Source organism: Kitasatospora sp. NPDC057015, from assembly GCF_042673745.1.
Taxonomy (GTDB): Bacteria; Actinomycetota; Actinomycetes; order Streptomycetales; family Streptomycetaceae; genus Kitasatospora.
The window spans coordinates 1-24,694 of the sequence record NZ_JBHUSG010000078.1 but is presented as its reverse complement, the minus strand read 5'-3'; the positions used below and the strand labels follow the sequence as shown (position 1 = coordinate 24,694).

The window sequence follows — 24,694 nt, the reverse complement described above, 5'->3', positions numbered from 1 at the left end:
TGGACGAGCGGGGGCGGGCCGTGGGGCTTCTCGGGGATCGGGACCTCCGTGAGTGGCGGGTGGTGGTCAGCGGGAGCGCCGCTGCTGGGGAGGGGGCTGGGAGAGCGACGAGGCTAGCGACTGGGGACCTGTCCGGGGCGGGCCGGCCGTGCTGCGGGTCAGGGCGGCCTCCCGGCGGTCCGCGGGTTCCACGGTGATCCGCCGGGCGTGGTGGGCGGGGATCTCGTCGGGCTGGCGCAGCGCGTGGCCGGTGGCCAGGGCGGTCGCCGTCGCGGACAGGAGGACGGGCGGTGTCCGGGGCGACATGGTGATGTCCCAGACCAGCTCGCTGCTCGGTTCCGCATCGAGAAGGTCAGGGCGCGCTCGGGCCGCTCCGGGGTGTGGAGCACCGTCGTCTCGCCGCCGGGGGATGTGAGTGTGAGGCGGTGGGGGCTGTGGTCGATCTGCCAGCCGGCCTCCGAGAACAGCTCGACCACTGCGTCCGGCTGGCCGTCGGCCAGGACGCTGCTCGGGTCGGTGGCGAGGCGTTCGGCGGCGCTCAGGACGAACTCGGCGGTCAGCTCGTACGGCGTTCCGGGGCTGAAGGCGGCCCACCAGTGGATCTCCCCGCCAGCGCTCTCGCGGGCGGGGAGCAGCCAGGTGTCGTTGAGCGGCACGTTGCCGATCAGGAAGTCGTCGCGCTCCAGCGTCATCCGCATGCACGGGCTGACCAGCAGCGTCCGGACGCACGGGGCGCCGATGGAGGACCAGAGGTGGTCCTCGGCGAGACGGGCCGCCAAGTCGAAGGGGGCTGTTCCGGCGCCGGCGAGTGCGAGCGGCGTGACGTGGACAAGCGGAGGCGGGCCGTGGGGCTCAGGGATGTGGAACTCCGGAAGTGGTGGGTGGTCAGGGGGAGCGCCGCGGCCGAGGAGGGTCCTGGGCCTGGGGACCGGCGGGTTGTGGCGGGACCGCCCGGGCCGGGGCGCTGCGGCTGCGGGCCAGGGCCGCCCTCTCCCGCCGGTCGGCGCTCTCCACCCGGATCCGGTGTGCGTGGTGGGCGGGGATCTCGTCGGGCTGGCGCAGCGCGTGGCCGCTGGCCAGGGCGGTCGCCATCGCGGTGATCAGGGCCGGCGGCGTCTGGAGCGACATGGTGACGCTCCAGGCGAGGTCGCTGGTCGTCTCCAGCATCGAGAAGCTCAGGGGCCGCCAGGGCCGCTCCGGGTGGTACAGCACGCCGGTCTCGCCTCCGGCGGAGCCGATGGCGGTGCGGTAGGAACCGTGCTCCACCGTCCAGTCGGCGTTCGACAGCAGCTCGACCATGTCCGTACGGGGCCGCTCGGACAGGACGCTGTCCGGATCGGTGACGAGGAGTTCGGCGGCGCCCAGGACGAAGGCGGTGGTGAGTTCGTAGGGCGCCCGGGGGCTGAAGGCGGCCCACCACTCGTCCTTGTCCCCCGGGCTCCGGCGGGCGGCGAGTACCAGGGCATCGTTGAGCCGGCGGTTGCCGATCATGCGGTCGCCGCGCTCCAAGGTCATCCGCAGTCACGGGCTGACCAGCAGCGTGCGCGTCCCCTGGGCGGCGAGGGAGAACCAGCCGTGGTCCTCGGCGAGACGGGCCGCGAGGTCGAACGGCGGTGTCCCGGGGCCGGCGAGTGCGAGCGGACGGACGGCGCCCAGCTGCGGCTGGGGTTCGTTCATCGGGACCTGCCTGACGGCTCCGGCTCGGCGGCGACGTGCACCGTGTCCGCCGACGGGGCGGTGGACGCGGGTGCCGGTGTGGTGGCGGGGGTGGTGCTTCGGCTGCGGGCTGCCTGCGCTGCGGGCGACAGCTGCTCGTCGGTCTCCGGGATGAGCGGGCGGATGGTGACGTGCTTGACGGTGAACCGCAGGTCCCGGAAGTCGGCGGTGCGCACCAGGGGTTCGGGGTCGGCGAGTTCTCTGGTGAACGCGCCGAGGATGCGCGAGGGGGTGCCGGCGGTGAACTCGGCTTCCCAGTATGAGTTCGGGCCGTAGGAGGACACCTTCGCGGCGGGTTTTCCGCGCAGCTCGTGCAGGGCGGACGGGACGTTGACGAGGGCGTTGGCGTAGCCGTCGGGCGGCCGGAAGGTGACGGCTCCCCGTGGGGTGGCGTCGTCCGTCCAGCCGGCCCGGGCCAGGGGGATCACGCCGAGCGCCAGGATGCCGCGGACGAAGGGTTCGCGGGTGTGCGGGTCTTCGTCGAGTACGGCCTCGGCTTCGACGACGGTGGCGGCCAGTATCTCCGGGGGTATGGCGGTGGTGACCGTGAGGCTCCAGGCGATCTCGGCGCCGCGGTGCTGGGCGCCCCAGACGGTCCACTGGTGTGCGGTGTCGGTGGGTCGGTGGATGCCGAGCCGGCCGCAGGGCCGGGTGAGCCGGTCCTCGTTCTCCTGCCACCCGCGGTCGAGGAAGAACTCGGTGATGAGCCGATCGGCGTCCCGCCCCGGGCCGACGATGTGGCGAGGAGTGACGGTCACCATGCCGGTTGGTTCGAACCAGTCCTGTCGTTCGATCAGGTCGCGGAAATCGGCGGGCATAGAGGTCTCCGGAGGTGGTGGGCGGGGAGGGTCATCGGGCGGTCCCGGTGCGCTGGGCGGCCGGAGCAGGGAGGCCCGAGGGCTGGGGGACGGCGGCCGGGCGGGTGACGGAGACCAGCGGTGTGGCCGTGCTGCGGGTGCGTGAGGCCAGTGCGGCCGGGGACAGCGTGGACTCGGCGGTCTCCAGGCGGACGGCGCCGAGGAACTGGGCCGGGATCCGGTCGCTGCGGCGGGCGGCCGGGACCGGGTCGGTGGCGGCCAGGGAGAGGGCGTTGACGAGGTGGAGCGGGGCGAGCGAGGAGAGGCTGGCGTGCCATCGGTGGCTGGGGGCGCCGGTGACGTCGAGGGTGGCGCCCCAGTGGGCGGTGTGCGCGAGGGCCTGGGCGGATGTCGTCGCCGGGTTGAGCAGGCCGTGGGTGATCCGCGCGCTCGCGTGCCCGTCGGGCGAGACCAGGTGCAGGACCGCGTCGTCGGTATGCGTGATCCACCCGGCGCAGGTGAGCGGTTCGATGGCGTCGCCCACGGTCATTCCCGGGCCCGGGGCGAAGGTGGAGCCGGTGCCGAGGTCGATATCGGCGGCCACCGAGTCGGTCAGGCTCTCCAGCCAGGTGGTGGCGACCTCCGCCGGTGTCCCGTTGGAGAACGCCGCTGTCCACGCCAGCCGGTGGTCGGGGCCGTCCGGTCCCGCGCTCACCCGCAGGCCCTGGCCCGGAGTGCGCTTCACCCGCACCCGGCCGCAGGAACTCTCCATCTGCCCGGGCCGGTACTGGTGCCACAGGGCCGAGGCGGGCGGCAGGAGGGTCAACGCGCTCTCCGCAGCGGCCAGGTGGCGGGGGGAGACGAGGACCCGCTGCCCGGGCATCGGCGGCAGGGGTTCGGTGGACATCCGTACCCGGTGGGCGGTGGGCACCTCGTCGGCCGGCCGGACGGCCGGGCGCAGCAGGGTGGCTGCGGCGACCTGCAGCACCGTGGCCGGGGTGCGCGGACTGAAGGTCACACTCCAGGTACCGCGCTGGGCGGCGCCGGTCAGCACGGTCGGGGCGTCGTCGCCGTACAGGGGATGGGTGAGGGCCGCGAGGCGGTCCGGCGCCAGCAGGACCTGGTGGCCGTCACGCTGCTGGGACGCCCACCCGCCCTCGTGCAGTACGGCGAGGGCGGCGTCCCGGCCGGGCGCCGAGTACAGGAGGTCCTGCGGCCAGTGCTCCAGCCCGTGCGCGAGGGTGTAGAGGACGCCAGCGGCGATCTCGGAGGGTGCGTGGTCGTCGAAGGCGGCCGTCCAGCGGAACCCGCGCTGGTGCGGGCTGGGAACGGTCACCTCCCACCGGGCGGGGTCCGGGCGCAGGGCCAGGAGAGCCTGCCCGTCGGGGCTGGCGAGGAGGACGTCGTCGCCGGCCGCCGGTGGGGCGGACCATCCGAAGTGGGTGACGAGGTCCGCTGCGAAGTCGCGGCGGCCGGGGCCCGCGAGGTGGAGCGGTCGAACGAGGGTGTCGGAGGTGGGGGCGGTGGGCAGAGCGGGACCTTCAGACGGTCGGCCGGGCCGGTCGGTGACCGGGCGCCGGTAGGGCGGCAGTGGGTGTGGGCGGGTCGGTGGCCAACCGGATCGGTGCCGCCGGGTGGGAGGCGGAGCGGGCGCGCGCGGCGTCGGGCCGCTCCACCGCCGGCGGGTCGAGGGCTCCGGCGGCCTGCTGGATCGCCGCGCGCTGGCGGTCGGCCGGCCAGGACTCGAAGCGCTGCAGGTGCTCGGGCAGCGCGGGGTCGAGGACGGAGTGGACGCGCAGGCCGGCCGCGTCGAGGGCGGTGGTGAGGGCGGCGGCCTCGATGATCGGTGCGAGGTCGGGGTCGAGGTCGTTGCGGTCGCAGAGGAACTCGCCGCCGCCCGCGAGGACGTCGGAGATGCCCGTCTGCTCCTCGTCGAAGCGCAGGGCGGCGATGCGCAGCAGGTCGCGGACGGCCTCACGCAGCAGCTGGGTGTCGCGCGGGTCGCTCTGCCAGCGGCTTCCGTCGGGGACGTACACGGGCACCGGGGCGGCGAGCGGGACGGCAGCAGGTCGGTCCCCGGCCAGTTCGGCCGTGCTCGGGATGTAGGCGGCGATCTCGCGGGACAGCGCGGTGTGGAGGGCGTCGGTGTAGCGGGGCAGCAGTCGCATGCGGACGGCGAAGGCCGCCCTGGCGGGGCTGGCGTCGACCACGATGCCGTGCGGGGCGAGGTCCTCGAAGTCGTAGGCGCTGCCGAGGACGGCGGGCAGCAGGGCGGCGACGACGTACTGGTCGGTGTGGGGGTACGGCCGGGGCAGGACGACCAGCGAACGCTCCCCGCTGTCCTTGACGATCCCCGCGCGGTCGTAGACGAATGTGCCGAGCGCCCAGGACGCGACTGCGTTGTCCCATAGCCGGGCGTCCAGTTCGGACCGCGCGACGCCGGTGCTGACGTCGATGTCGGTGGCGGTCCAGGAGCCGGGAAGCCGCTCGGCCAGCGCCTCGCTGAACCGGAGCAGGGCGAGGTCACGCCCAGCGCGCGGGGCCGTTGGGTTGGTGGGTTCGCTCATCGGCGGCGGCTCCCGGCAGCGGGCACCGCCGTCGGCAGCGGCGGGGAGGGCGGGCGCCCGAGTCGTGGAAGCAGGCGGACGGGGCGGGAGAGCGAGAGCGCCGAGGAGCGCCGGTCAGCCGGCAGCCCGGCAGGCGTAGGGGTGGTGAGCTGGGTGAGGTTGGCTGCGGGAAGTTCGTCCGGCCGGCGCGCGGCACTCTGCCTGCCGACGGTCAGCTCGTCATCGGGGCCGGCGAGGTAGATCGGTTGGACGTGGATGGGCGGTGGGTTACTGGTCAAGGTGGCCTTGGGCGATGGCCGTACGAACGGCGGAGGCGGAAGGGGACGGGACAGCTGGCGGCGCCGGGACGCCGGGGTCGTGGTCAGCGGGTTGGGGCCCGGCTGTTGCCCTGGGGTGGCGGTGCTGCGGGCAGGGCGCTGATCACCGGAGCTGTGCCGGTGGCCGTGGTGGACCGTCGGGCGGCTGCCGCGCGGGCGCTGGGCGAGGGGGCTGCCTGCGGGAGCGTGGCGCTGGGGTCGTCGGTCCACGCCCGGGCGTCGTCGATCGTGGCGAAGTGGCCCTCGCGCAGGGTGTAGGTGTTGTGGTCGACCTGCCGCCGGTCGTGGAAGACCCGCACCGGCCGGTCGGAGGCAGCGGCCTGGGTGTCGGTGGCGATGACCCAGATGTCGAACGGCTCGCTGTCGTAGGTGTAGTGGTCGTGGACGGTGTAGCGGTCCGGGCCGGCGCCGCGCAGGAGGCTTTCCACGCGCTCGGTCTCCTGGTCGGCCGCGGTGATCGGGCCGAGGCGGGTGAAGGTGGCCGGGTCCGCTCCGCGCTCGACGAGCCACTGCTGGGCCATCGCTGCGAGCGGCTGCGGGGCGAAGGCGATCTCGAAGACGCCTGCGGCAAGGTCGCGTTCGACGTGCACGGCCAGGAACGACGACAGGCCCGGGATGTCGTTCCACATGTGCGCGGTGTCGGCCAGTACGAGGTAGCTGCTGGTGAGGTCGGCGGTGTGCGGGTTGGTCGTGTGCTGGTCGGATAGCGGCAGCAGCTCGCGGGCGATGGTGGCCAGGTAGTCGGCGGCGTGCTCGCTGGGCGAGCCGTCCGGCTCCAGCGAATCGATGCCGAAGTCGGCTCCCGCGAAGATGGGTCGGTCAGGGATGGTGGGGTCTCCGTCGGTCGGGTCAGCGGCTTCGGGCAGGGCCTCGGGCCGGTTCGGCGGTGGGGGCGGACGGCGTCGCGCGGGTGAGGGGGCCGGTCACCCGCGCGCTGCGGGCCAGGGCCGCGGCTCGCCGGGCAGGCGCCGGGGACGGCCCGTTGGTGGCCTGGGCGGGGAGCCAGGCCCGGCCTTGGGCGGCGTCGGCGGCTAGGTGAAAGCGCACAGTGAACGTGCCGGACTTCTGGTCGCGGGTGACGCGGGCGGCCAGGGTCGAGGCGTCGTCGGACCCCAGGTAGCCGGTCGCGGCGAGGCCCATCTCGTGCTCGGCGTTGAACGACAGCTGGCTGTGGAGCAGGATCTGGGCGCCGACGGCGTCGTCCGCGGTGGCGGGATCGAGCCCCGTCAGCCCGAAGTCGGTGCCGCCGGGCTCGGACCGGGTCATCGGCGCGGTGGCCTGGGCGCGGGCGTCTCAGCCGGCCGCGCGGCGCCAGAGGGGGCAGCTGCCGTCTCGGGCGCGGCCCGGCCGTGGCTGCGGGCGGTGGAGGCAGCCGCCCGAGAGGGAGGGAAGTACGCGCGGTGCCAGTCGCCGAGCGCGTCGTACACGCCTCCCAGGCGTCGGAGAGCAACGATCGCGGCCGGAGCATCGTCGTTGCCGGCCCGGCCCGGCCCGGCCCGGCCCGGCCCGGCCGGGGCGGTCAGCGGCAGGCGGTCGGCGAGGTCGGTGGCGCCGGCGGCGTGGAGAGCGGCGGTCAGGACCTGGCGGGAAGCCGGGGCGTCCCGCAGTTGCTGGACGGCAACCAGGGTGGCCGGGGCGGCGGCAAGGTGCACGACCCGCTCGATGGTCATCGCGATGTGCTCGGACATCGCTGGGTCGCCGAGGCCCAGGGATCGGGCGGCCAGGACGGCGGAGGTCCAGGCGGGCCACAGTTCGCGGCCCGCCTCGGTGCTGGCCTGCCGCTCGATGTCGTAGCTGCCGGTGTGGGCCAGGAGCCGCAGGTCCTGCAGGCGGCGAAGGTGTCCGCGGATCTCGGCCGGCGGGATGTCGTCGATGGCCGGTCCGCCGCTCGGCCGGGCCTCGGGGTGCATCTCGTAGTGGCGGGCCGCGAGCAGGATGCGGATAGTGCCGGGGGTGCCACCATCTGCAGGGCCTACTCGATGTGCGGGTCAGGTGCGGTGGTCAGGTGGATCTCCCGGTGTCGGGGCTGTGGGCGGGAGCGGGTGGGTCGGGCCGGCGGGTCACCGGCCGCGAGCCTGTGGTGGAGCGGCAGCCTGCGGGGGCTGCGGAGCCGTCAGGGGGTGCGCGGCAGTGGAGGAAGGAGCAGTGGTGTGCCCGCGTGCCGATGCGGCTCGGCCGCTGCTGGAGGGTGCCGGGGACAGCTCCCGGTACAGGTCGATCAAGCCCATCAGGTGCTGGTACCGCTCGGCGCGGGCAGCCATGGCCAGTGCGAGCGAGCCGGGGACCGCGTAGAGCGGCGCGTCCCTCGGGTGGAACTGCGCCACCTCTCCGGCGGCCAGCGCCTGGAGGCCGCGCCGGGCAGCGTCCAGGCCGGCCAAGGCGGTGTCGACGCCCTGGACCAACTCCTTGTGGGCGTCGTCGAGCCGGAGCGCCGCCTCGTTGAGCTGCTGCACGAGCAGGCCACGCGGGCCGGTTTCACCGGCGCCGGGCAGGGCCCGGATGCGGTTCACGCCGAGCGCCTCGTGGACGGTGCGGGTGCCGACCTCGTGAGGCAGCAGCGGACCGGGGGCGTAGGCGACGGTATAGGGGGTCGCCGGGTCGAGAACGGTGCGCAGGTCCTCGATTCCCTCCAGCCACTGCTCGCCCCTGCCGCGCTGGCCCACGCGGGACCAGGTGTCCAGGTAGAGCTGGACGTCGGACAGAACGCGGTCGAGCGCGGCGCTCGCCAGCGGGCGCAGGCGCGCCGGAAGTTCCGGGACCGCCTCCTGCGGGCCGTAGCCGGAGGTGATGGGGACACCGCCGGGGCACTGGGCGGCGACCAGCGAGGCGGCGGCGACGGCCTCGTCGCGCAGGTAACTGTCGGGGTCGGCCTCGCCGGTGTACCGGACCAGGCGGTGCTCGATGACGATGTGGCGCTGGCCCGGGCGGGCGCGGTCGACCTCGCTGGCGAACTCGCTCGCGTGGTCACTGTCGAATGGGCCGATGCCCCAGGTACCCAAGGCGCGGAACCTCCTCGGTTCGTCGGGGCGGCTCAGCGGTGCACGCTGGGCGAACCACTGCGCTGGGGAGTGAAGTTGGCTGCTGCGGTAGCGGCCGGCGAGGTGGTGGCCGGCCTGTGGTGGGGGCGCTGGCACGGGAGAGCGCGGCGTCGCGCCGGTCCGCGCCGGCGGCGGGCTTGGCTGCCTGCTTGTAGACGTGCATGGCCAGGCCGAGCTGCTCGACAGCGAAGTCGTAGCGGGCGGCGAGGGTCTCGATGTCGCTGCCGAGGGTGCGCAGGAGCCCCCAGGACTGGATCTCGCGGTGATCCCCGGCCTTGGTCCGGGCGAGGCGTGCGATCAGCCGGTCGGCGGTGCGGCGCAGCTCCTTGTCGGCTTCGTCGACACGGTCCGCCTGCCGCTGCACAAGCCGGGCCAGTGTCCGCAGTTCACCTGGCTCGGCGTGGACGTGCCACAGATCGTGGGAGTCGAGGCCGAGCCGTTCCCGAACGAGGAGGCGCCCCGCGAAGGCGGGATCGCCGTCGGCCGATGGCGCGGGTGCCGGACCGCTTTCCGGCACCCGGCTCACCGGGTGCTCCTGACCGTGCGGGGGGCGTGGGCGCTGATCACCGTCGCAGGCTCGGCACCGACCGACGGCGCGGCGCCCGAGCCGGCGCTCGTGGCGGACCCGGCGCCGGTCAGGGTGGCGTGCACACGGGCCCCGGCGACGGTCAGGCGCAGCCGCTGGCCCGCGTACAGGCTGGTGCTGGTGTCGCGGTCGACGAGCTTGCGCTTGATCAGGACGTTCACGGACGCGGGGCTGACGTCCACGCCCGGGGCGGTCATGCGCGCCCCTCGGTGGACGCCGCTCTCCTGGACGGTGATCAGGCCCTTGGCCACGAGTTCCAGCATCGCCTTCTGGGTGGCGTTGAGCTTCGCCTCCGGGGCCGGGGCCGGGGCCGGGGCCGCGGTGGCGGGCGCGCGGTTCTTGCCCGAGTCCGGCGGCGAGGAGACGGCGAGGGTCTTGTGCAGCTGGGTGAGGGCGTCCAGGTGCTGGTACGGCTCGGTGCGGCGGGCGGAGAGGAGGTCCAGCGACTGGGCGGTGCTGCCGAGGAGGCCGTGGGTCTGGGGAAGGTCGACGTCGTCACCGTCGATGACGCGCTGCATGTCGCTGCGGATGCTGACGGCCAACGCCACCATGTTCCGCTGCACATGGTCTAGGCGCCGGGCGGTGCGGGCGACCTCGTCGGCGGAACGGCCGAGCGGGGTGTCCTCGTCGTCGTGCCAGCCGGGCAGTGCGGTCAGTCGCTCGACGCCGAACGCGCGCAGGACGAGCGCGGTGCCGACCTGGGGGGACGCCGTCCAGACCGGTGCGGGTGTCTGGTTCACGTGGCCGTGCCCTGGCGTTCGGCGATGGCGGCGATGCCGACCTCGACGGCTTCCTGCAGGGTGTCGACGAGCGTGACGCCGGCGGTGGCCAGGCGCTGGGCGCTGTGGAGGCCGCCGGTGTGCAGGACGGGGTAGGCGCCGACCTCCTGCGCGGCGACGGCGTCGTCGAGGCTGTCGCCGATCACGAGGGCGTTGTCTGGCGGGACGCCGAGGGCCGCGAGGTGGGCGGCCAGGGCCGGGCCCTTGGTCCGCACCACCGTGCCGATCCGGCCGTCGATTCGGTCCAGCAGCTTGGTGATGCCCGCCTTCTCCACTTCGTGCACCAGCCGCTCGTGCGGGGCGAGGGAGAGCAGGCTCTGCCGGTGGCCGGCCGCGCGCAGGCCCAGCATGATCTGCCGGGCACCGGCCCGCAGGCGCACCGGACGCTCGTCGAGGACGGCGAGGAACGCGGCGTCGCCGCGCAGCCACTCCTCGTCGGTGATCTCCCGGTGGAGGAGCAGGTCGTAGAAGCTCCTGATCGGCACGCGGTGCAGCGCCCGGTAGGTTTCCACGCTGACCGGGCTTCCGCCGAGGTCGGGGAGTGTGGCGTTGAGCGCGGCGACGTGATCGGAGAGGTCATCGCGGACCGTACCGTTCCAGTCCCAGACCACGTGGATCCTGGGCTGCGCGGCGGTGCCGGAGGTGGTGGTGCGGTTGGTCAAGCGGGCTTCTCCGTCTGGGTGTTGGCGGGGGTGAGGAGGTCTCGTCGGGTGACGAGGACTGCGGCGGTGAGCAGGGCCGCCAGTGCCGGCAGGCAGGCGACGGCCGCGGTGCCGAGGGAGGCGAGGTGCCCGGCTGCGGCCGAGCCGGTTGCCTGGCCTACGCCGATCACGGCGATCATCCAGGCGGCGGCCTCGGTCGCGGTCCCGGGCGGGGCGAGCCGGTCGGCGAGGATGAAGCTGCAGGTCAGCAGCGGAGCGAGGTAGAGGCCGGGGCAGAAGCTGAAGGCCAGGGCCAGCGGCGGGGCGGTGACGAACGCCAGCGGCGCGAAGGCGATGGCGAATCCGGCTGCGGCGTAGAGCAGTTGCCGGGTGAGCGGGACTGGCCACGGGGACCGTGCGAAGACGATGCCGCCGATCAGGCTGCCGACCGACAGGACTGCGGGGAGCAGGCCGGTGAGCCAGCCGCTGTGGTGGAGGTCCCCGAGGGAGATGGCGAGCACGTTGAAGGCGCCGAGGTTGATGCCGAGGAAGAACAGTGCGGCGAACAGGAGCAGCAGTCCGCGCGAGCGCAGCGGGCCGCTCCAGTGCGTGGCGCGGCGGGCCTGCGGTTTCCACCGGGCGGGTGGCCGGGTGGCGACGGCGAGGGTTCCGGCGGTGGCGGTTGCGGCGCACGCGGCCAGGGCTGCGGCCGGGGAGACGAGTTGGCACAGTGCGGTGGCGGCGAGGGGGCCGGCTACGAACACGGCCTCCTGGCTGATGCTGTCGAGGGTGAACGCGGCGCGTTCGTCGGCCCGGGTGACCAGGCGGGGCCACATCGCGCGCAGTCCGGCCTCCAGCGGCGGGGTCGCCGCTCCGGCGAGCACCGCGAGGAGGGCGGCGGATACCGGGTGCGGTGTGCAGCCCAGGACGGCGAGCATGGTGAACGCGACGGCGCTGACGGCAGCCGAGACGGCCACGACGGGGGCCAGTTGGGTGCGGTCGACGAGGCGTCCGAGCAGCGGCTGGCCGATCGCGCTCGCCAGGCCGTAGAGGGCTGCGAGGGTGGCGCCCAGGAGCATCGGGCCGTTCTCGGCGCGGACGGCGAGCAGGAGGGTGATGGGGGCCATCGCGGTCGGCAGGCGCCCGATGAGCGTGCCGGCGAGCAGAGGCGTGACGTAGGGGGCGGCAAGGACTCGGCGCATGCCAGGCGGGTGCGGGGCGGGGTGGGTCACGGGCTCCAGGAGGGAAGGGCCGGGCGTCCGTCGGCGGGCGGCCTCGGCCGGTCGCACCCGGCGGGGATGCTCAGGACCAGGCCCGAACTGCCGGGGTGACGGTCGGCGGTGAAGGCGCGGCGGGCGCGTGGTCCGGTCCGGGGCGCAGCAGGCCGGCGGCGGCGCCCAGGTGGGCGGAGGCGCTGGTGAGCAGGGCCGCGCCGCGTATCCGGCTGGCCTGGACGAGTCCGGCGGTGTCGGTGACGGGCTGGTCGGCCGCGAGCTGGTCCAAGGCGGTGGCCATGGATCCGCTCGCGGACAGCAGGGAGGACAGGGCCGAGTGGATGCGGGCGAGGGCGCGCAGGCGGGCGGGGGTGAGGGGGTCGGCGAGGTCGACGACGGCGGCGGCCGTCGCGGTGGCGGTGGCCAGGTGGACGAGCGTGCTCAGCAGGTGGCGGATGAGCAGGTGTACGGGGTCCAGTGAGTGGAGCGGCAGGTCGAGCGAGCGGGCGAGGGCCTGGACCTGTTCGCTCTCCTCGACGAGGTCGGCGACGAGGTCGTCCGCCCCGGCGTTGGGAGCGGGGCGTGGCAGGGACGTCAACGGGACCTCCAGGTGGGTCGGGCGGGGGCCGGTGAGGTGAGGATCCGCGCTCCCTGCGGCGCGGCTCCCGCCGCCGGCGATGTCCCGGGGGAGGCGCTCACCGCTGCTGCGGCTCGGGCGCTCTCCGGTGAGACGTCGAGGTCCTGGAGAAGGTCGACGGGGTCCTCTCCCAGGCGGCGGCGGGCCGAGGTGGGGCTGGCCAGATAGGCGAGGAGGGACTCCGCGAGCAGGTCCGGGATGGCGGCGCCGCTGACTTCGGCGTCCCACTGGAGTGCTCCGGGGTGGCTGGCGACGATGCGAAGGCTCGGATGGCCGGTGTCCTCGTCCCGGCCCCAGCTCAGGTGGACCAGGGAATCGGGGGCGGAGGACTGGACGGTGCCGTCGCGGTGCGTGCCGCTCCATCCGGCCTCGGACAGGCCCGCCAGCGCGTCGTCCAGGTCTGCGGTCCCTGGCCCGTGGGCGGTGTGCTCGACGAGGGCCGCGACCGCGTTGGCGAGAACCTCGTCGGGCGCGCGGGCGCTGAACCGCGCTTGCCAGGAGGGACCGCTCGCCACCAGTTGGTCCGTCGCGTGGACGCCGTTCGCGGTGACGGCGATGACGGTCGTGGTCGAGGGGTGCCGGAACTCCGTGCCGGCATCCGTGGAGGTGCCCTTCCACCGGGCGGCGGTCAGGGTGCGCAGGGCCATCGCGGTGGAGCGGGCCGTGGCCGGTGCGAGGTAGGCGGGCCGGACCTCCACGTAGGTCCTGGCCAGCCGGGCGGGTACGGCGGCGGGGCGCGGCATCGCCTCGACGACGGCGCGGGACAGGGATGCGGGCAGTGCGCCGGAGACGCTGGGGATCACGGTCATGTGGTGTCGTTCCCGTCAGCGCTGGCGCGTGGGAGCGGAGTTGGACACCAGCGGGGCGGGCTGCGGCGCGCCGTGGTCGCTGAAGGCCAGGGCGGTGGTGACCGAGCGCACGGCCGCGGCCTGGGCACGGCCGGCCGCCTGCGCGGCCGGCGAGGGCTGCGCCGCAGGCGGGGCGCTGACCGGCGACGGGATCACGGGTGCGACGGCAGCGGCCTCGGCGCGGACGGGCACCGGCACGGCGGGGCTGGCCTCGGGCACGGGCACGTATCGCTCGGCCCAGCGGGCGAGGGCCTCCAGCGGCTCCATCAGGTCCTGGCCCGCCTGGGTGAGGCCGTACATGTAGGCGCGGTACTCCCCCGAGCGCTCGACCAGGCCGGCGACCTCCAGCTGGGCGAGTCGGCGGTAGAGCGCCGAGGGGTGCGGGCCGTCGGCGGGCAGGACCAGGTCCTGGATCTCGGAGGGGTACACCGGCTCGCCCTCGGAGGCCAGCGCCCACACGGTGGCAACGGTGTACGTGAGGTTGAGCGAGGCGAGGGCCTGCTCGGTGTAGGCACCCATGCCGGTACCGGACTCCGGCACGCTCTGGTGGGCGGAGGCCCAGCGGGTGAACGGCATCTGTGTGCGCAGGGCGTCCCGGCCAGCCACGGTCAGGCAGGCCACGCTGGCCTGCCCGGAACGGGCCTTGGACAGGAGGCCGCCCGCCTCCATCGCCTTCAGCCGGGGGGCGAGCTTGGAGCCCATCCACGGCATCGCGTCGGAGAACCCGTAGGTCGGCAGCTCTCCGGCGTTGCGGTCCAGCGTCCGCAGCACCGAGATGGTGTTGGGCGGGCTGAGCACGGACACGGCCTGCTGAACCTGCGGGGCCTGGGCGAGATCGCGCACGACGGAGGTAGGCATGAAGAAGTCCTTCGCGGGTGGTGAAGCGGGATGGTGGGTGTGCCGGTCGGGCCCGGCGGCGGGTCAGGAGGAGAAGCGGCCGGCGGCGGTGAGCAGCTGCAGGCGGCGAGCGGTCGTGTTGTAGACCTCGTGGCCGCTTCGCGCTCCGGCGGCGAGCAGGTAGATCTCGCCGGGATGCGGCGACAGGGGCCGGGCGGGGCGTTCCTGGTAGACCAGGCGCCACCGCTTGTCCGCATCGAGGCAGAGCTTGCGGCAGCCGGTCAGGTCCCACAGGCCCCGCCGGTCCAGGGCCGCTCCGCGCTGCTGGGCCCGTACGAGGCTGCGCAGGTGGATGACGGCGGCTTCCTGGACGGCGGGCGGCAGGCGGTCGCGGTCGGCGAGCGCGGCCGGGTGGGCGTCGAAGCCGAGGAGCACGGCGGTGGCTGTCACTGGCGGGCTCCTTCGGCAGGGTCAGACGCTGGTCCGCGGCTCTCCGGGGACGGGCAGCGAGGTGAGGTCGGTGTGCGGCGGGTGGGGAAGCAGGCGGTGGTGCGGGTGGTCGGGGTTGGTGGTGCACGCCCCGAACGGCCCGTCCGCGGCCCGGAGTTTGAGCAGCAGCGGTTCCAGGTGGTCGCGCTGCCACACGCTCGGGCCGGTCGCTCCGGAGCGGGAGTCGGTCAGCTCCTGCCAGGCCAGCCAGCAGTGGTGGATCCTGGCGAGCGCCTCGTCGTGCTCGGGCCACCGTGTGCACCACGGCCGGCCCGAGGTGATCTCGGCCCCGAAGGCGCTCAGCAGGATGTGGTCCACCCAGGGCGTCATCGTGCGGACCTCCTCGGCGAGCGCGTCGTCGTCGAAGGCGAGGATCGTCAGGGAGGTGCCGCCTTCGGCCTCGGCCTCGGAGTCGGCGCCGGTCTCCTCCAGGTCCAGGAGTTCTTCGGCCTCCTCGTCGTAGTCCTGGGCGAGCCGGTCGGCCACGACGGCGAGCGAGTCCCGCTCCGCCTGGAGCGCGGCGAGCGTGGCACGCCACTCGGCCACGGTCTCCGCGGTGACCGTCGGGCGGCCCGGCGGACCGTCGGGGGTGGAAAGGGACAAGGGCTGCTCCGAACGTCGGGGAGGCGGGGCGACGTCCCAAACAATGCCCGCCACCCCTGTCCTTGCCCGGGAGATATCAGGTGGGGTATGCGACACCGTTTCTCACGTGCAAGGAATTCGGTGTTTTCCGCACAGGGGAATTCCCGGAGTCAGCAACTTCAGTGCGGCTGCGGCCTGCTGGGGGACAACGCCATTTCCGAGCGCGGTCAGTTTCGCGGACCTGGAAAGCCCTGTGATCTGCGTCACCCAGCCCTTATCGAGGCCCATCACCCATTCGACCAGTTCGGGCGAGAGCCGCCCTCGGGAATCGAGCGGATCCGGTGCCGGGCGGGTTTCCCGCTCCCAGCGGGCGATGGCCGGCCCGTACTCGCCCCAGCGGTTCAGTCCTCCTGCCCGGTCCACATCGGCAGCGCCGCCTGCGGGATCGCCGGGACGGCGGGCCGCTTCCCCGCCCTGCTCGGGCTCGGACTGCCCGGTGCCAGCCTGGCCGCCGCGCTCGACATCGTCAGGTCGCCCTTCGAACCCCGCTGGTTCGGGCCCCCCTTCGTCCCGTCGGTGGCTCTCGGCGTCGGCAGCAGGTGCTCCACCAGATCCGACAGGTTCGGGCCGTGGCCGCCCTCCTTGCGCCGGTCGGGGTGCTGGGAGCCGCCGATGCTCCCGAGGTTCGAGGTCGGGGTGAGCAGCAGAGTGACCACATGGCCCAGGTCCTCCCGCCGCGCATCCGGGCCCTTGAAGTCCCGGGCCCGGGGTGTCGGCAGGCCAGGCGACGAGGAAGACCCGTTCGCGTCGGTGAGGGGCTCCGACGTCGGAGGCTCGTAGCACCTGCCAGCGCGCATCGAACCCGCAGTCGGCCAGGTCTCCGAGTACGGCACCGAGTGCCCGCAGATGATGTTCATCGCCGGCGTCTCCCAGACACCACGGGCAGAATTCCACGTCGCCATCGGCTGCCGAGCGAGCGGGGGTGGACAGGAGGCCGCGGACGTTTTCAAGAACCACCATGCAGGGTCGAAGAGTTGATATGGCGCGGGCGATGGTGTGCCACAGTCCGGAGCGGGTTCCCTCCGCGAGGCCGAGCCTGTTGCCGGCCACCGACACGTCGGTGCACGGGAACCCTGCGGCGAGCACGCACACCGGCTCGACGGTGCGGAAGTCGACCTCGGTGATGTCGCCCAGGTTCGGCACGCCCGGCCAGTGGTGGTCGAGGATCGCGGCGGCGGCCGGGGCGGGGTCGGCGTGCCAGGCGACCGTCCCTCCCAGGACGGCCTGCACGCCGAGGTCCAGGCCGCCGTAGCCTGAACACAGCGAGCCGATGCGCAGGCCGCTCACCGCGACTTCCCGGTGACGGGGGTCGCCGCCGGTGCGGTGCCTCTCGGGGGTGCCAGCTCTGCCGAGCCTTCGGGCCACGGGCGGCGGACGAACGTGGAGCGCAGGCGCGCTGCGGCGGCTCGCATCCCGCCGCGGCGGGCGCCGGAGGGTTCCAGCGCGCGCAATTCCTCGACCGCCCGGTCCAGACTCCGCTCGGCGCGGCGCAGTTGGCGGTGGTGCGCGGTGCCGTCGGCGGCGTAGGTGACTCCGGTGACGTTGTTGCGCCACAGGCCGGTGGCCAGCTCCAGGAGCTGCTGGTCGGCGTCGGACAGGTGCTTCGCGGCGGCCCCGAGGACCTCGCCGGCCGTGTGGGGCGGATCGTGCGGCGCCCGGGTGGAGTTGAACGTGGCCGCGAGCGAGACGGCGGCCAGGTGTGCCAGCCGTATCGCCTCGACGTGGCTGTAGGCCGTGTGCAGGGTGTTCGGCTGGCGCAATTGGGCGAGACCGTTGCGGACGGCCTGTATTCGTTCGACGACGTCGGTGATCGTCGCGGCTTGCTGGTGGTCAGGGGAGGACAGGGAGGATCTCCAGAGGGGGTGAGGGGGATCAGCGCCGCTTGGCCAGGGAAGCGGTGGGATGAGCACGGTCGGCGCCGCTGCTGCTCCTGTGGGGGAAGGAATGCAGCAGGCAGGCGGTACGAGGGACCGCGCCGGACTCGCTCGCGCTGGCACGCGGCTCGCCGGTGAGATGACCGGTTGGGATGCGCAGGTCCGGCGGGTGGGCGGTCACCGGGTCCGTCTCGCGGCTGCGGCCTGGGCAGCAGGCTGGACACCGACCGAGAGGATGGCGGACGGGCGCGCTCGCGACCTGGCGGTGCTGGCGGCCTTGGTGCCGGCGGGCCGGGCGTTCAGGTCGCGCAGGACCTTCGGCTCGGGCCCGCCGAGTGTGCGCGCGACGGTGCCAAGCACCCGGGCGGCCTCCAGCAGCGCGGCTGCCGAATGGCCCAGCGCGGTACGGAAGTTCGCCAGTTCCTCCGTGGTGGCCGCTTGCGGACGGCATTCGATCTGGGCGGAGGCCACCAGGGCGGGGGCGGCGAAGAGGCTGGCCCGGGCTGTCAGCACGGACGCCAGGGCGAAGGCGGTGGTGGTGCGGGCGTGGGCGACATCGGCGTGGCCGGCCCGAGCCGCCGCGGGCGGCTGGGTCCATGTCTCGCGCACGACGTGGTCGTGGACCTCGGCAAGGTCGGCCAGCAGATCGCTGACGGTGGCGACCGGGGGCATCCCGGGATGCTGGGAGAAGGAGGTGACCTGCTGGGCGCGGACGCGGAGCGCGTTCGCCGTGCTGGTCAGGCACTCGATTTCGATATCGGAGGGCAGGGGCAGGGAGTGCTCCGGGGAAGGGGGAAGGGCCCGGTCGCGGGTGGACAGCGACGGGCGGCCCGGGTGCGGCCAGCTGCTCCGCCCCGGCTCGGCGGCGGGGGAGGAGCGGTGGGTGGGATCGGTTGGTCAGCGGGTGCGCGTGGCCCTGGGTGGCGGCGGGGGGCCGCCGGGCGTCGCCCCGGGTCCGGCTCTGGGCGAAGGGCGCAGTGCTGACCGCAGGCGGGCGGCGGTGCGGCGGACCGGGCCGAACTCGTTCACGGCGGCGAGCGGCTTGCCGGCGGGGCGCCCTGCGTGGAGGCGCATGTGCTGGGCGGCGGCGTGGAGGAAGCCGCCCGCGTCCCGGTACAGGGCCTGCGCGTGCTGGAGGTGAGCGACACTCGGCGGGCGCATCTCACCAGCGTCGGCGAGGGCGAGTTCGAGGACCTCGCCCAGGCGCTGCGTGCCGGTGGCCACGAGGGTGGCCGCACGGGTTGCGGCCTTGACGCTGCGCCGGGCGACGGTGGCGGCGTCCGGAGCGGCGAACGGGTCGATGGGCCGGACGGCGGCGGTGACTGCCTCCGCGTGGAGCCCGCGCAGGATGGCCAGTTGGGCGTGGAGGACGAAAGCGGCGGGCAGGTCGGCCGGGCCGGCGGTCCACGGATTCGGCCAGTCGGCGAGCGCTGAGTCCACGCTGGAGGCGAGCGACTGCAGTTGCCTCTGGTGGTCGGTGATGTGAGGCAGGGAGACTCCGGGGGATCGGGCTCTCAGCGGCCCCGGTGCAGGGGGATGACGGTGGCACCGCGGGCGGCCGGGGGGCTCTGGTCGGTGGTCGCGGGCTGGACGCTGACGGCCTTGGACCGGGCGAGCGCCGCCGCGCTCTGCGCGCCGCGCAGCCGTGACAGGTCGGCGACGGGGGCCAGCGGGGCGGGTGCGAGCCGCTCGGCGGCCTCGCGCAGCTCACGGGCGGCGAGGGCCACGAGGTCGTCGACCTGGGCGACAGCGGGCCCGACCCTGCTCGGGACCTCTTCGGACGAAGCGGTCAGCAGGCGGTTCGTGACGGCGGCGAGGCCGGACAGGGCCAGGGCGGTGTTGGCGGTCGCGGCGGTCAGGGCTGCGAGGAGGGCGCGGTCGGTTCCTGGTTCCGAGACCCGGAAGAGGTACTCGTCGCTCGCCTCGGCGGCAAGGCCCACCAGGTGGGTCATGGGCCAGGCCGTCTCGGACGGATGTCCGGAGCCGGCCGCGGGGAGCAGGGTGCTGCGCAGGGCCTCCAGCCGGTCGGCGAAGGACCGCAGCACCGCCGCCGGTTCGGTGTCGATCAGGGGGCTCCGATCGTCAGGGGTCAGCGCCGCCCGGCTGTGGAGGCCGGGGCGTCGGTGTCAGCGGTGGCGGCCGTCGGCGCCGGGGAGACGATATGGGGCTTGCCGGTCCGGCGGGCCGCCGCGCTGGCGGTGGCGGCGGCCTCTTCGGCGAACCCGGACGGCACCAGGACCAACGGCTGGTCCCGGTACTGGGCACGGGCCGCCAGCATCCGGGCCGACTTGCCGTTCGGATCCGCCAACGTCTCCTGCTCGCGGGTGAGCTCGCGCCTGCGGACCTGGGCCAGCCCGGTGCGGAAGCGACGGATCGTGCTGATGGTGTGGGTCAGCATGTCGTCGACCTCGGCGAACTGCAGCGCCAGCCGTTCCTCAAGTCCGGGCGCGTAGAAGTGGGAGCGGGTCGTGCTGCGCGGCCGGACTTGGTTCGCGAGATCGCATGCCTTGTCGAGCATCTCGGTAAGCCGGTGCAGGACCGGGCTCGCCCGGGTGGCCGCGAAGGTGGGGCCCCAGTCCTCCCCAACGTTCGCCACGCGGGGTCCGGTGCGGTGCGACAGTTCGGCGCGCAGCAGGGAGGCAGCGGCGACGTAGTCCGCCAGCGTGGTGATGTTCTGCGCCAGCAGATCGGGGATCTTGGCGGGCGGATTGCGGGCGGTGTGCCGCAGGTCGCGCCGGATCCGGGCGAGGTTGTCGGCGAGGTCGGCGAGCCGCTGGACGTCCTCGGCCTTGACGTCGCTCATCGGCGCCGCCCGCCTACCGGCAGCGGCGCGCCCTGCGCGGCGGGTGCGGCGGACACCGGGCGGGTTCGCCTGGTCGTGGGGGCGGGCGGGGTCTGCTCCCCGAGAGGCGGCAGCTCCTCACGGATCTCGGCGATCTCCCGCCAGCCAGCCACGACGGTGTTGTGGGCGAGCGCCGCCGAGTTGAGGGCCTGGTAGGCGAGGGCGTCCGCCTGCACCTCGGCCACCGGTCCGGTGTCGAGGGCGACGGCGGCGTCCAGCGCGTGGGCCAGGTGGCGGTGGACGCGCGCGGCGTGCGCACGCCCGGCCCGGAATGCGCGGGCGGCCGTCTGCCGGGCGGGGTCCGGGTCGCCGCCGAGGGTGTCTGCCCGTGTCGAGCAGTGCCGGAGCACGGTGAGGGCGTTCTCGGCCGCGGAGGCCAGGGCGGCGGACGTGGGCACGGAGAGGTGTTCGGGCATGGTGGGGGCGGCGTTGAGTTCTTCGGCCACGCCGACGAGGACGTCGGTGAGCTGGGTCAGCTCGGTGGCGAGGGCGGGGGGCGCGGGTGCGGTGATGGCGGGCTCCGAGAAGAGGGTTGAGGCTACCGGCGGGGCGATGCGGCGACGGGCAGTGCGGGCTGCGGGAGGGCGGCGGCCGGAGGTGCCACGGCGAGTGCCGGGCGGGCGGTCACGCTGCGGACGACGGCGGCGCGGTGGCGCCCGGGCGCCCGGGATGCGCCGTCGCGCTCTTCCCTGGCCTCCCGGCGCAGACCCTCGCCGGCGTCGGTGAGGGCCAGCCGGGTCCGGGACAGGGACAGGTTCAGCTCGCGGCCCGCCTGTTCACGGACGTCCTGCGGGCTGCGGCCATCGAGGCCCTCGACCTCGTGAAGGCGGGTGGCCATGGCACTCGCCCGGCTGATGGTCGCCAGAGCCTCGCCGACCCTCATACCGGCGTCGGCCAATGCTCGGGCGCCCGCCCTCTGCGCGGTGTCGGCGAGCGGGGTCTGGGCCAGCACCGACGCGGTGCGCAGCAGCAACTGGTGGCGTGCGCCGATCCGTGCGGCGACCGCGGCAAGTTCGCCGGCCGACGGAGGGCCCTGTTCGCGGTAGGCGCCGGGTACGGCGACGGTCAGTTCGTCGAGGGCGTCGGCGTTGGCGCGTAGCCGGGTGGCGATCGGAGTGGGAGGTCGCACGGCGGTCCTTCGGGTCGGGGTTCGGTGGGGTTCACTGCGTGCTCCTGACGGGCGCGCGCGGGGAGACTGCCTGCTGGGCCGGGGAGGGCGCCGCGGCGCCGGCGGTGTCGGGGACCGGCGCGAGGGTGCGTGCGCGGGCGGCGCCGCGGCGGTGCTTCCCCGGTCGGGTGTCGCACGTCCCGGGCTCTGCGCCGCTGGTGGCCGTCCGCCAGCGTTTCTGCATGGCCTCGGTCTCCCGCAGGACGTGCAGGGCGGAGCCGAGGAGTCGGGCTGCGGGGACCGAGGCGTCCAGGCTCAGCAGGCGTACCGCTCCGGCCGAGGTGGTGGCCGATCGCAGGACGGAGGCCCGCAGGACCTGCTCGGCCCAGTAGCCCGGATCGCCGGTGAACCCGGCGCGGGTGATCGAGCGGACACCGTCGGCGGTGATGTCGCCGCCGGACAGTGTGCCCCGGTGCTGGACTTCCCACAGCACGGTCAGCGGGTCGATGGGATCGCCGCGGTGGCCGAGGGCGGCCAGCGCCCGGTAGACGGCCCGGTGCCCGGGGTCCAGGAAGTCGGCCGGGTGCAGCCAGGAGGTGATCTCCGCCAGCTCGCCGGGGACGGCGGTCACGGCGCCGAGCAGTACCTGCTCGTGCTGCCGGGTCTCCTCGACGATGTGCTCCGACAGCTCCAGGGGCCAGGGCCCGGGTGCGGGGCGCGGACGTTCGTCCGGCGACCCCCAGGAGTCGGCGAGCCGGTCGATCGCGGTGCGCAGGGCCCCGGTGAGCTGCAGTGCGGCCTCGATGTGGCCGGTGCGGGCGGCGTTGAGCAGCCGGTGGGCGTGCTCGTGCACCTCTCGGCGCACCGCGGTCTCCAGCACCATCCGGCCGTAGGACACGGCGTGGCCGGGTACGGGGCAGGCCGCGATCAGGGCGTGGCCGTACGCGGCGGTGAAGCCGGGGTTGGCCGCTGACGCTGCTGCCATCGCCTGTGTCACCCAGGCGAGTTGGTCTACGTCGGAGTCGGAGACGAGCCCGGGGTGGCCGGCCTCCTGCTGGGCGAGCAGCGCCTCGAACAGGGCGGCGTGCGCGGGCCGGTAGAAGTGAGCCGGCCGCAGCCAGGCGGACAGCGAACGGAGCTGGCGCGGTGCGAGCAGGATCGCGCCGAGGACGGCCTGCTCGGCCTCCATCTGCGGATTCACCACGGGCCCGCCTCCGAGGCCGGCCGGCGCCCTGCGGCAGTGGTCCGGCAGGTGGTGGCGATGACGGGCATGGTCACTGTCCCCGGTGCCGGGAGAGGGAGGGGTGGGGAGGCTGGAACACCGTGGGCGCGGCTGCCCGGACAAGCGACTTCCGGGGGCCGGGGTGGAGCCCGGTGGCGGGGTTCACCGCCGGAAGCGGTGCGACGTCGAGCGGGTTGATCCCGTCGATCCAGTCCAGCGCCTGGCGCATGGTCCGGAAGCCGCCCTCGGCGAGGGTGTAGGTGGCGCGCCTGATGTCGACGGTCTCCAGCTGGAGGAGGAACCGGCGGCCGACCGCCCGGGGGTCGCGGTCGAGCAGGAGTGCCCAGTTGGCCTCGCGCGCGTGGTCGGTGGAGCCGCCGGAGTACGCCATCTGCCGGCCCAGGAGCTGGTATCGGTCCCCGGAGCGGCGTACACGGTCCTCGATGAGCCGGGTGGGGGTGTCGCCGGGTCGGGTGATCCAGTAGTCGCCGCCGTCCAGCAGCCCTTCGACGCTCTCCTGCGGGCCCAGGTGGTACGGGTCGGGTGGAGGCGGCCGGTAGTCGGCGAGGGCGCGGGGGTCAGTGCCGCGCTGCACGAGCCAGTGGCCGGCCCACGCGAACGTGACGGCGCTGATCATCCGGACGTGGCAGCTCTGGGTGGCGGGATCGAGTCGCAGGTGAACGGCGGCGGCGCGGGCACTGCCGGTCATCGCGGAGGGGGCGAGGAGGTCCGCTGCGACGAAGAACTGCTCGGTCCCGTAGCTGTGTTGGTGGAATCCGACGGTCTCGTAGCAGTCGGCCATCAGCCACAGCCAGCGCAGGTGCGCGGCACCCTCCGCGTCATCGGCTGTCCAGCCCTCCAAGGCATCGATCGTCTTCTTCATGAGCCTCCTGAAGGCGGTACGGCACGGAGGTCAGCGACCGAGGCGGGGGGTGGGCGAGGGAACCGGCTCCCGGGCTGCCGCGGAGGTGACCGGTGTCGGCGCGAGTCCGGCGAGTGCGCGGGCGGGAGTGGTCGCGGCGGCGGCACGCACCCGGGTGGTGTCGGGAGCCGGGGCGCCTCCCGCACGGACCGCCTGGGCGGTGTCGGCGAAGCGGCGCCAGGCGTACTCATCGCGTACCGATGCCCAGACGGCGGCCCGGTCGGCCAGCACCGGGGCGAGGGCCGCGACCTCGTCGGCCGGCACGCTGCCGAACGCCAGCAGCCCGCGTTCGGACCACAGGTCCAGGTGCCAGTCCTGGCCGAGCGCGAACGCCTTCACGTGGGCATCCGAGGTGTCGGGCTGGTAGATCCAGTAGCTGCGCTCATCGCTCCAGCCCGGCCCGGCGAACGGCGGCGCCGGCGTAGGCGGCTCCGCCGGGCGGGGGCTGCGGTCGGCGACATCGAACAGGTCGGTCATGTCCCCGCCGCTGAGCGTGTTCTTGACCAGGCGCAGCACGTCGGCGCCGTCCAGGCCCGCGCGCCCGTCGAGCACGCCGATGACGTGTCCGAGCGTTCGCAGGGTTTGGTGGGCGCCGTCGGGGTCGATCAGCTCGGTGGCGGGCCCGTCCTGCTTGAGCGCGAAGGCGACCCGGCCGGCGGCCGACCGAAGCCCCTCCAACTGAGCGGCCCCGGGCCGGTCGGGCAACTTGTGTGCACGGTAGAGGAGTTCGTCGAAGGGCCGCATGTGCTCGCGGACCCGGTCCTGCGCGTACCGGTCAGCGTGCTCCCTGAAGGAGGCGGTCGCGGCGGTGCGGACCTGGCCGTCGCGCTCGCGCAGGGAGGTGAACAGGCCCATCAGGTGGTCCCGGGTGTCGATCTGCTCGCGCAGCACCGACTCGTACGCGACGTTGAGCAGCTCCAGGTCGGAGAGGCCGGCCGTGGGGTCGCCGTATCGCTCGGCCTGCTCGCGCAGGTGGGCGACGCGCTCGGGCGCGGGGGTGTTCCAGATGCTCATGCGTGGACACCTCCTTTCGAGGAGAGGGGTGGTCAGGCGACCGGATCGCCGCTGCGGCAGGAGTACGGGGAGCAGCCGTCGGCCGGCCCGAACTCGGCCTCGTCGGCTGCCTGCTGCTCGTCGAGGGCAAGCTGCTCGCGGCGGGTGAGGCGGTCGATCGGCGCCTGGGACAGCGGCACCCGGGAGCGGTGGAGGTATGCCTGGCCGAGCAGGGGGTTGCCGGACTCGGTGGCGCGGGCGTTGCCGGCCCGGATCAGCGCGTCGAACTCGACGACGTCCGCCCATCCCTCGGGGTCGCCGTCGCGGATCTCCCGCCACTGCTGATTGCCGTGGAACGGGCACCCCAGGCAGCTGCTCTTCGGTGTGCTCTCCAGGCCGTGCTCGGCCAGCAGTGCCAGGCAGTCGCCACGCAGGGCGGCGTCGTTCAGAGGATCTGTCCGGGTTGATGCCGATTCAGATGGCTGGGGTGGCTCATGAGTCAACCCAGCCACTCGAACAGAGGCCAACCCAGGGAAGCTATTGAACGCGTTCAAATATGCTGCGAGGATGATGCTCCTGTTGGAGCTGCCGAAGGGGTGGAGCGGCCATGGGTGCCGTGCTGAGA

The 24,694-nt window shown here is 74.3% G+C and carries 32 protein-coding genes and 1 pseudogene; all 33 read right to left on the bottom strand.

The features are described 5' to 3' along the window. Positions 1 to 158: 158 nt before the first annotated feature. The 33 genes and pseudogenes from ACFTWP_RS39610 to ACFTWP_RS39450 all read right to left on the bottom strand — a co-directional run bounded on the left by ACFTWP_RS39610 (position 159) and on the right by ACFTWP_RS39450 (position 24,572). Positions 159 to 779: a hypothetical protein gene (locus ACFTWP_RS39610; protein ID WP_380270032.1), complete on the bottom strand. Its 621-nt coding sequence runs from the start codon at positions 777 to 779 to the stop codon at positions 159 to 161. A gap of 106 nt (positions 780 to 885) precedes the next feature. Further along, entirely contained in the window at positions 886 to 1,515 is a 630-nt protein-coding gene (locus ACFTWP_RS39605) for a hypothetical protein (RefSeq protein WP_380270031.1), read from the bottom strand. A 6-nt stretch (positions 1,516 to 1,521) separates the two neighbouring features. After that, positions 1,522 to 1,677 (bottom strand): hypothetical protein, encoded by a 156-nt coding sequence (locus ACFTWP_RS39600; RefSeq protein ID WP_380270030.1) that lies wholly within the window; start codon positions 1,675 to 1,677, stop codon positions 1,522 to 1,524. After that, on the bottom strand, positions 1,674 to 2,534 hold the full coding sequence (locus tag ACFTWP_RS39595; protein ID WP_380270028.1) for a DUF317 domain-containing protein: 861 nt from the start codon (positions 2,532 to 2,534) through the stop codon (positions 1,674 to 1,676). Before ACFTWP_RS39595 ends, ACFTWP_RS39600 begins: the two co-directional genes overlap by 4 nt. 31 nt (positions 2,535 to 2,565) lie before the next feature. Next, on the bottom strand, positions 2,566 to 4,044 hold the full coding sequence (locus ACFTWP_RS39590) for a DUF317 domain-containing protein (RefSeq protein ID WP_380270033.1): 1,479 nt from the start codon (positions 4,042 to 4,044) through the stop codon (positions 2,566 to 2,568). 10 nt (positions 4,045 to 4,054) lie between these two features. Next, on the bottom strand, positions 4,055 to 5,080 hold the full coding sequence (locus ACFTWP_RS39585; RefSeq protein WP_380270027.1) for a hypothetical protein: 1,026 nt from the start codon (positions 5,078 to 5,080) through the stop codon (positions 4,055 to 4,057). Continuing rightward, the gene (locus tag ACFTWP_RS39580; RefSeq protein ID WP_380270026.1) at positions 5,077 to 5,358 is read right to left on the bottom strand and encodes a hypothetical protein; all 282 of its coding nucleotides are present in this window, start codon (positions 5,356 to 5,358) and stop codon (positions 5,077 to 5,079) included. Before ACFTWP_RS39580 ends, ACFTWP_RS39585 begins: the two co-directional genes overlap by 4 nt. Before the next feature lie 83 nt (positions 5,359 to 5,441). Beyond that, positions 5,442 to 6,026, bottom strand: a complete 585-nt coding sequence (locus ACFTWP_RS39575) for a hypothetical protein (RefSeq protein ID WP_380270025.1) — start codon at positions 6,024 to 6,026, stop codon at positions 5,442 to 5,444. Positions 6,027 to 6,246: 220 nt separating this feature from the next. After that, positions 6,247 to 6,663: a hypothetical protein gene (locus ACFTWP_RS39570; RefSeq protein ID WP_380270024.1), complete on the bottom strand. Its 417-nt coding sequence runs from the start codon at positions 6,661 to 6,663 to the stop codon at positions 6,247 to 6,249. Continuing rightward, positions 6,660 to 7,307, bottom strand: coding sequence for a hypothetical protein (locus tag ACFTWP_RS39565; protein WP_380270023.1), 648 nt, complete (start codon positions 7,305 to 7,307; stop codon positions 6,660 to 6,662). The genes ACFTWP_RS39570 and ACFTWP_RS39565 overlap by 4 nt, the downstream gene beginning before the upstream one ends. Positions 7,308 to 7,457: 150 nt before the next feature. After that, positions 7,458 to 8,396: a DUF4259 domain-containing protein gene (locus tag ACFTWP_RS39560; RefSeq protein WP_380270022.1), complete on the bottom strand. Its 939-nt coding sequence runs from the start codon at positions 8,394 to 8,396 to the stop codon at positions 7,458 to 7,460. Continuing rightward, positions 8,362 to 8,961 (bottom strand): hypothetical protein, encoded by a 600-nt coding sequence (locus tag ACFTWP_RS39555; RefSeq protein WP_380270021.1) that lies wholly within the window; start codon positions 8,959 to 8,961, stop codon positions 8,362 to 8,364. The genes ACFTWP_RS39560 and ACFTWP_RS39555 overlap by 35 nt, the downstream gene beginning before the upstream one ends. After that, positions 8,958 to 9,761 carry a hypothetical protein gene (locus ACFTWP_RS39550; RefSeq protein ID WP_380270020.1) on the bottom strand — a complete coding sequence of 268 codons (804 nt, stop codon included), beginning with the start codon at positions 9,759 to 9,761 and terminating at the stop codon, positions 8,958 to 8,960. The genes ACFTWP_RS39555 and ACFTWP_RS39550 overlap by 4 nt, the downstream gene beginning before the upstream one ends. Further along, positions 9,758 to 10,462, bottom strand: coding sequence for an HAD family hydrolase (locus tag ACFTWP_RS39545; RefSeq protein ID WP_380270019.1), 705 nt, complete (start codon positions 10,460 to 10,462; stop codon positions 9,758 to 9,760). The genes ACFTWP_RS39550 and ACFTWP_RS39545 overlap by 4 nt, the downstream gene beginning before the upstream one ends. After that, positions 10,459 to 11,643 carry an MFS transporter gene (locus ACFTWP_RS39540; protein WP_380270018.1) on the bottom strand — a complete coding sequence of 395 codons (1,185 nt, stop codon included), beginning with the start codon at positions 11,641 to 11,643 and terminating at the stop codon, positions 10,459 to 10,461. Before ACFTWP_RS39540 ends, ACFTWP_RS39545 begins: the two co-directional genes overlap by 4 nt. A 100-nt stretch (positions 11,644 to 11,743) precedes the next feature. Continuing rightward, positions 11,744 to 12,253 (bottom strand): hypothetical protein, encoded by a 510-nt coding sequence (locus tag ACFTWP_RS39535; protein ID WP_380270017.1) that lies wholly within the window; start codon positions 12,251 to 12,253, stop codon positions 11,744 to 11,746. Next, positions 12,250 to 13,101, bottom strand: a complete 852-nt coding sequence (locus tag ACFTWP_RS39530; protein WP_380270016.1) for a hypothetical protein — start codon at positions 13,099 to 13,101, stop codon at positions 12,250 to 12,252. The genes ACFTWP_RS39535 and ACFTWP_RS39530 overlap by 4 nt, the downstream gene beginning before the upstream one ends. A gap of 15 nt (positions 13,102 to 13,116) precedes the next feature. Beyond that, on the bottom strand, positions 13,117 to 13,998 hold the full coding sequence (locus ACFTWP_RS39525; protein WP_380270015.1) for a winged helix-turn-helix transcriptional regulator: 882 nt from the start codon (positions 13,996 to 13,998) through the stop codon (positions 13,117 to 13,119). A 63-nt stretch (positions 13,999 to 14,061) separates the two neighbouring features. Then, entirely contained in the window at positions 14,062 to 14,427 is a 366-nt protein-coding gene (locus ACFTWP_RS39520; protein WP_380270014.1) for a hypothetical protein, read from the bottom strand. Positions 14,428 to 14,448: 21 nt separating this feature from the next. After that, positions 14,449 to 15,069: a DUF4913 domain-containing protein gene (locus ACFTWP_RS39515; RefSeq protein ID WP_380270013.1), complete on the bottom strand. Its 621-nt coding sequence runs from the start codon at positions 15,067 to 15,069 to the stop codon at positions 14,449 to 14,451. Positions 15,070 to 15,449: 380 nt separating this feature from the next. Beyond that, positions 15,450 to 15,764 carry a hypothetical protein gene (locus tag ACFTWP_RS39510; RefSeq protein WP_380270034.1) on the bottom strand — a complete coding sequence of 105 codons (315 nt, stop codon included), beginning with the start codon at positions 15,762 to 15,764 and terminating at the stop codon, positions 15,450 to 15,452. Positions 15,765 to 15,879: 115 nt separating this feature from the next. Beyond that, positions 15,880 to 16,338, bottom strand: a pseudogene (locus ACFTWP_RS39505) (DNA cytosine methyltransferase); the annotation flags it as partial. Positions 16,339 to 16,391: 53 nt separating this feature from the next. Beyond that, positions 16,392 to 16,868 carry a hypothetical protein gene (locus ACFTWP_RS39500; protein ID WP_380270012.1) on the bottom strand — a complete coding sequence of 159 codons (477 nt, stop codon included), beginning with the start codon at positions 16,866 to 16,868 and terminating at the stop codon, positions 16,392 to 16,394. 291 nt (positions 16,869 to 17,159) lie between these two features. Then, positions 17,160 to 17,654 (bottom strand): hypothetical protein, encoded by a 495-nt coding sequence (locus tag ACFTWP_RS39495; RefSeq protein ID WP_380270011.1) that lies wholly within the window; start codon positions 17,652 to 17,654, stop codon positions 17,160 to 17,162. A 225-nt stretch (positions 17,655 to 17,879) separates the two neighbouring features. Beyond that, positions 17,880 to 18,422 carry a hypothetical protein gene (locus tag ACFTWP_RS39490; protein WP_380270010.1) on the bottom strand — a complete coding sequence of 181 codons (543 nt, stop codon included), beginning with the start codon at positions 18,420 to 18,422 and terminating at the stop codon, positions 17,880 to 17,882. 74 nt (positions 18,423 to 18,496) lie between these two features. Further along, positions 18,497 to 19,027: a hypothetical protein gene (locus ACFTWP_RS39485; RefSeq protein WP_380270009.1), complete on the bottom strand. Its 531-nt coding sequence runs from the start codon at positions 19,025 to 19,027 to the stop codon at positions 18,497 to 18,499. A 44-nt stretch (positions 19,028 to 19,071) separates the two neighbouring features. Further along, the gene (locus ACFTWP_RS39480; protein ID WP_380270008.1) at positions 19,072 to 19,785 is read right to left on the bottom strand and encodes a hypothetical protein; all 714 of its coding nucleotides are present in this window, start codon (positions 19,783 to 19,785) and stop codon (positions 19,072 to 19,074) included. Then, positions 19,782 to 20,270, bottom strand: a complete 489-nt coding sequence (locus ACFTWP_RS39475; protein WP_380270007.1) for a hypothetical protein — start codon at positions 20,268 to 20,270, stop codon at positions 19,782 to 19,784. The genes ACFTWP_RS39480 and ACFTWP_RS39475 overlap by 4 nt, the downstream gene beginning before the upstream one ends. A gap of 92 nt (positions 20,271 to 20,362) precedes the next feature. Further along, positions 20,363 to 20,953, bottom strand: coding sequence for a hypothetical protein (locus ACFTWP_RS39470; protein WP_380270006.1), 591 nt, complete (start codon positions 20,951 to 20,953; stop codon positions 20,363 to 20,365). Between the two features lie 31 nt (positions 20,954 to 20,984). Beyond that, on the bottom strand, positions 20,985 to 22,136 hold the full coding sequence (locus ACFTWP_RS39465) for a DnaB-like helicase N-terminal domain-containing protein (protein WP_380270005.1): 1,152 nt from the start codon (positions 22,134 to 22,136) through the stop codon (positions 20,985 to 20,987). A gap of 70 nt (positions 22,137 to 22,206) precedes the next feature. Next, positions 22,207 to 23,037, bottom strand: coding sequence for a hypothetical protein (locus ACFTWP_RS39460; RefSeq protein ID WP_380270003.1), 831 nt, complete (start codon positions 23,035 to 23,037; stop codon positions 22,207 to 22,209). Positions 23,038 to 23,067: 30 nt separating this feature from the next. Beyond that, on the bottom strand, positions 23,068 to 24,090 hold the full coding sequence (locus ACFTWP_RS39455; protein WP_380270002.1) for a hypothetical protein: 1,023 nt from the start codon (positions 24,088 to 24,090) through the stop codon (positions 23,068 to 23,070). A 32-nt stretch (positions 24,091 to 24,122) separates the two neighbouring features. After that, complete coding sequence (locus ACFTWP_RS39450) at positions 24,123 to 24,572, bottom strand: hypothetical protein (protein WP_380270001.1); 450 nt, start codon at positions 24,570 to 24,572, stop codon at positions 24,123 to 24,125. Positions 24,573 to 24,694 lie beyond the last annotated feature (122 nt).

Bases quoted from the DNA above. Each gene is read 5' to 3' on its own strand.
- ACFTWP_RS39570 (WP_380270024.1), bottom strand. From the start codon at position 6,663: ATGACCCGGTCCGAGCCCGGCGGCACCGACTTCGGGCTGACGGGGCTC.
- ACFTWP_RS39585 (WP_380270027.1), bottom strand. From the start codon at position 5,080: ATGAGCGAACCCACCAACCCAACGGCCCCGCGCGCTGGGCGTGACCTC.
- ACFTWP_RS39455 (WP_380270002.1), bottom strand. From the start codon at position 24,090: ATGAGCATCTGGAACACCCCCGCGCCCGAGCGCGTCGCCCACCTGCGC.
- ACFTWP_RS39495 (WP_380270011.1), bottom strand. From the start codon at position 17,654: ATGCCCCCGGTCGCCACCGTCAGCGATCTGCTGGCCGACCTTGCCGAG.
- ACFTWP_RS39565 (WP_380270023.1), bottom strand. From the start codon at position 7,307: ATGCACCCCGAGGCCCGGCCGAGCGGCGGACCGGCCATCGACGACATC.
- ACFTWP_RS39600 (WP_380270030.1), bottom strand. From the start codon at position 1,677: ATGAACGAACCCCAGCCGCAGCTGGGCGCCGTCCGTCCGCTCGCACTC.
- ACFTWP_RS39525 (WP_380270015.1), bottom strand. From the start codon at position 13,998: ATGCCTACCTCCGTCGTGCGCGATCTCGCCCAGGCCCCGCAGGTTCAG.
- ACFTWP_RS39460 (WP_380270003.1), bottom strand. From the start codon at position 23,037: ATGAAGAAGACGATCGATGCCTTGGAGGGCTGGACAGCCGATGACGCG.
- ACFTWP_RS39605 (WP_380270031.1), bottom strand. From the start codon at position 1,515: ATGACCTTGGAGCGCGGCGACCGCATGATCGGCAACCGCCGGCTCAAC.
- ACFTWP_RS39540 (WP_380270018.1), bottom strand. From the start codon at position 11,643: ATGCGCCGAGTCCTTGCCGCCCCCTACGTCACGCCTCTGCTCGCCGGC.
- ACFTWP_RS39595 (WP_380270028.1), bottom strand. From the start codon at position 2,534: ATGCCCGCCGATTTCCGCGACCTGATCGAACGACAGGACTGGTTCGAA.
- ACFTWP_RS39530 (WP_380270016.1), bottom strand. From the start codon at position 13,101: ATGACCGTGATCCCCAGCGTCTCCGGCGCACTGCCCGCATCCCTGTCC.
- ACFTWP_RS39480 (WP_380270008.1), bottom strand. From the start codon at position 19,785: ATGAGCGACGTCAAGGCCGAGGACGTCCAGCGGCTCGCCGACCTCGCC.
- ACFTWP_RS39575 (WP_380270025.1), bottom strand. From the start codon at position 6,026: ATGTGGAACGACATCCCGGGCCTGTCGTCGTTCCTGGCCGTGCACGTC.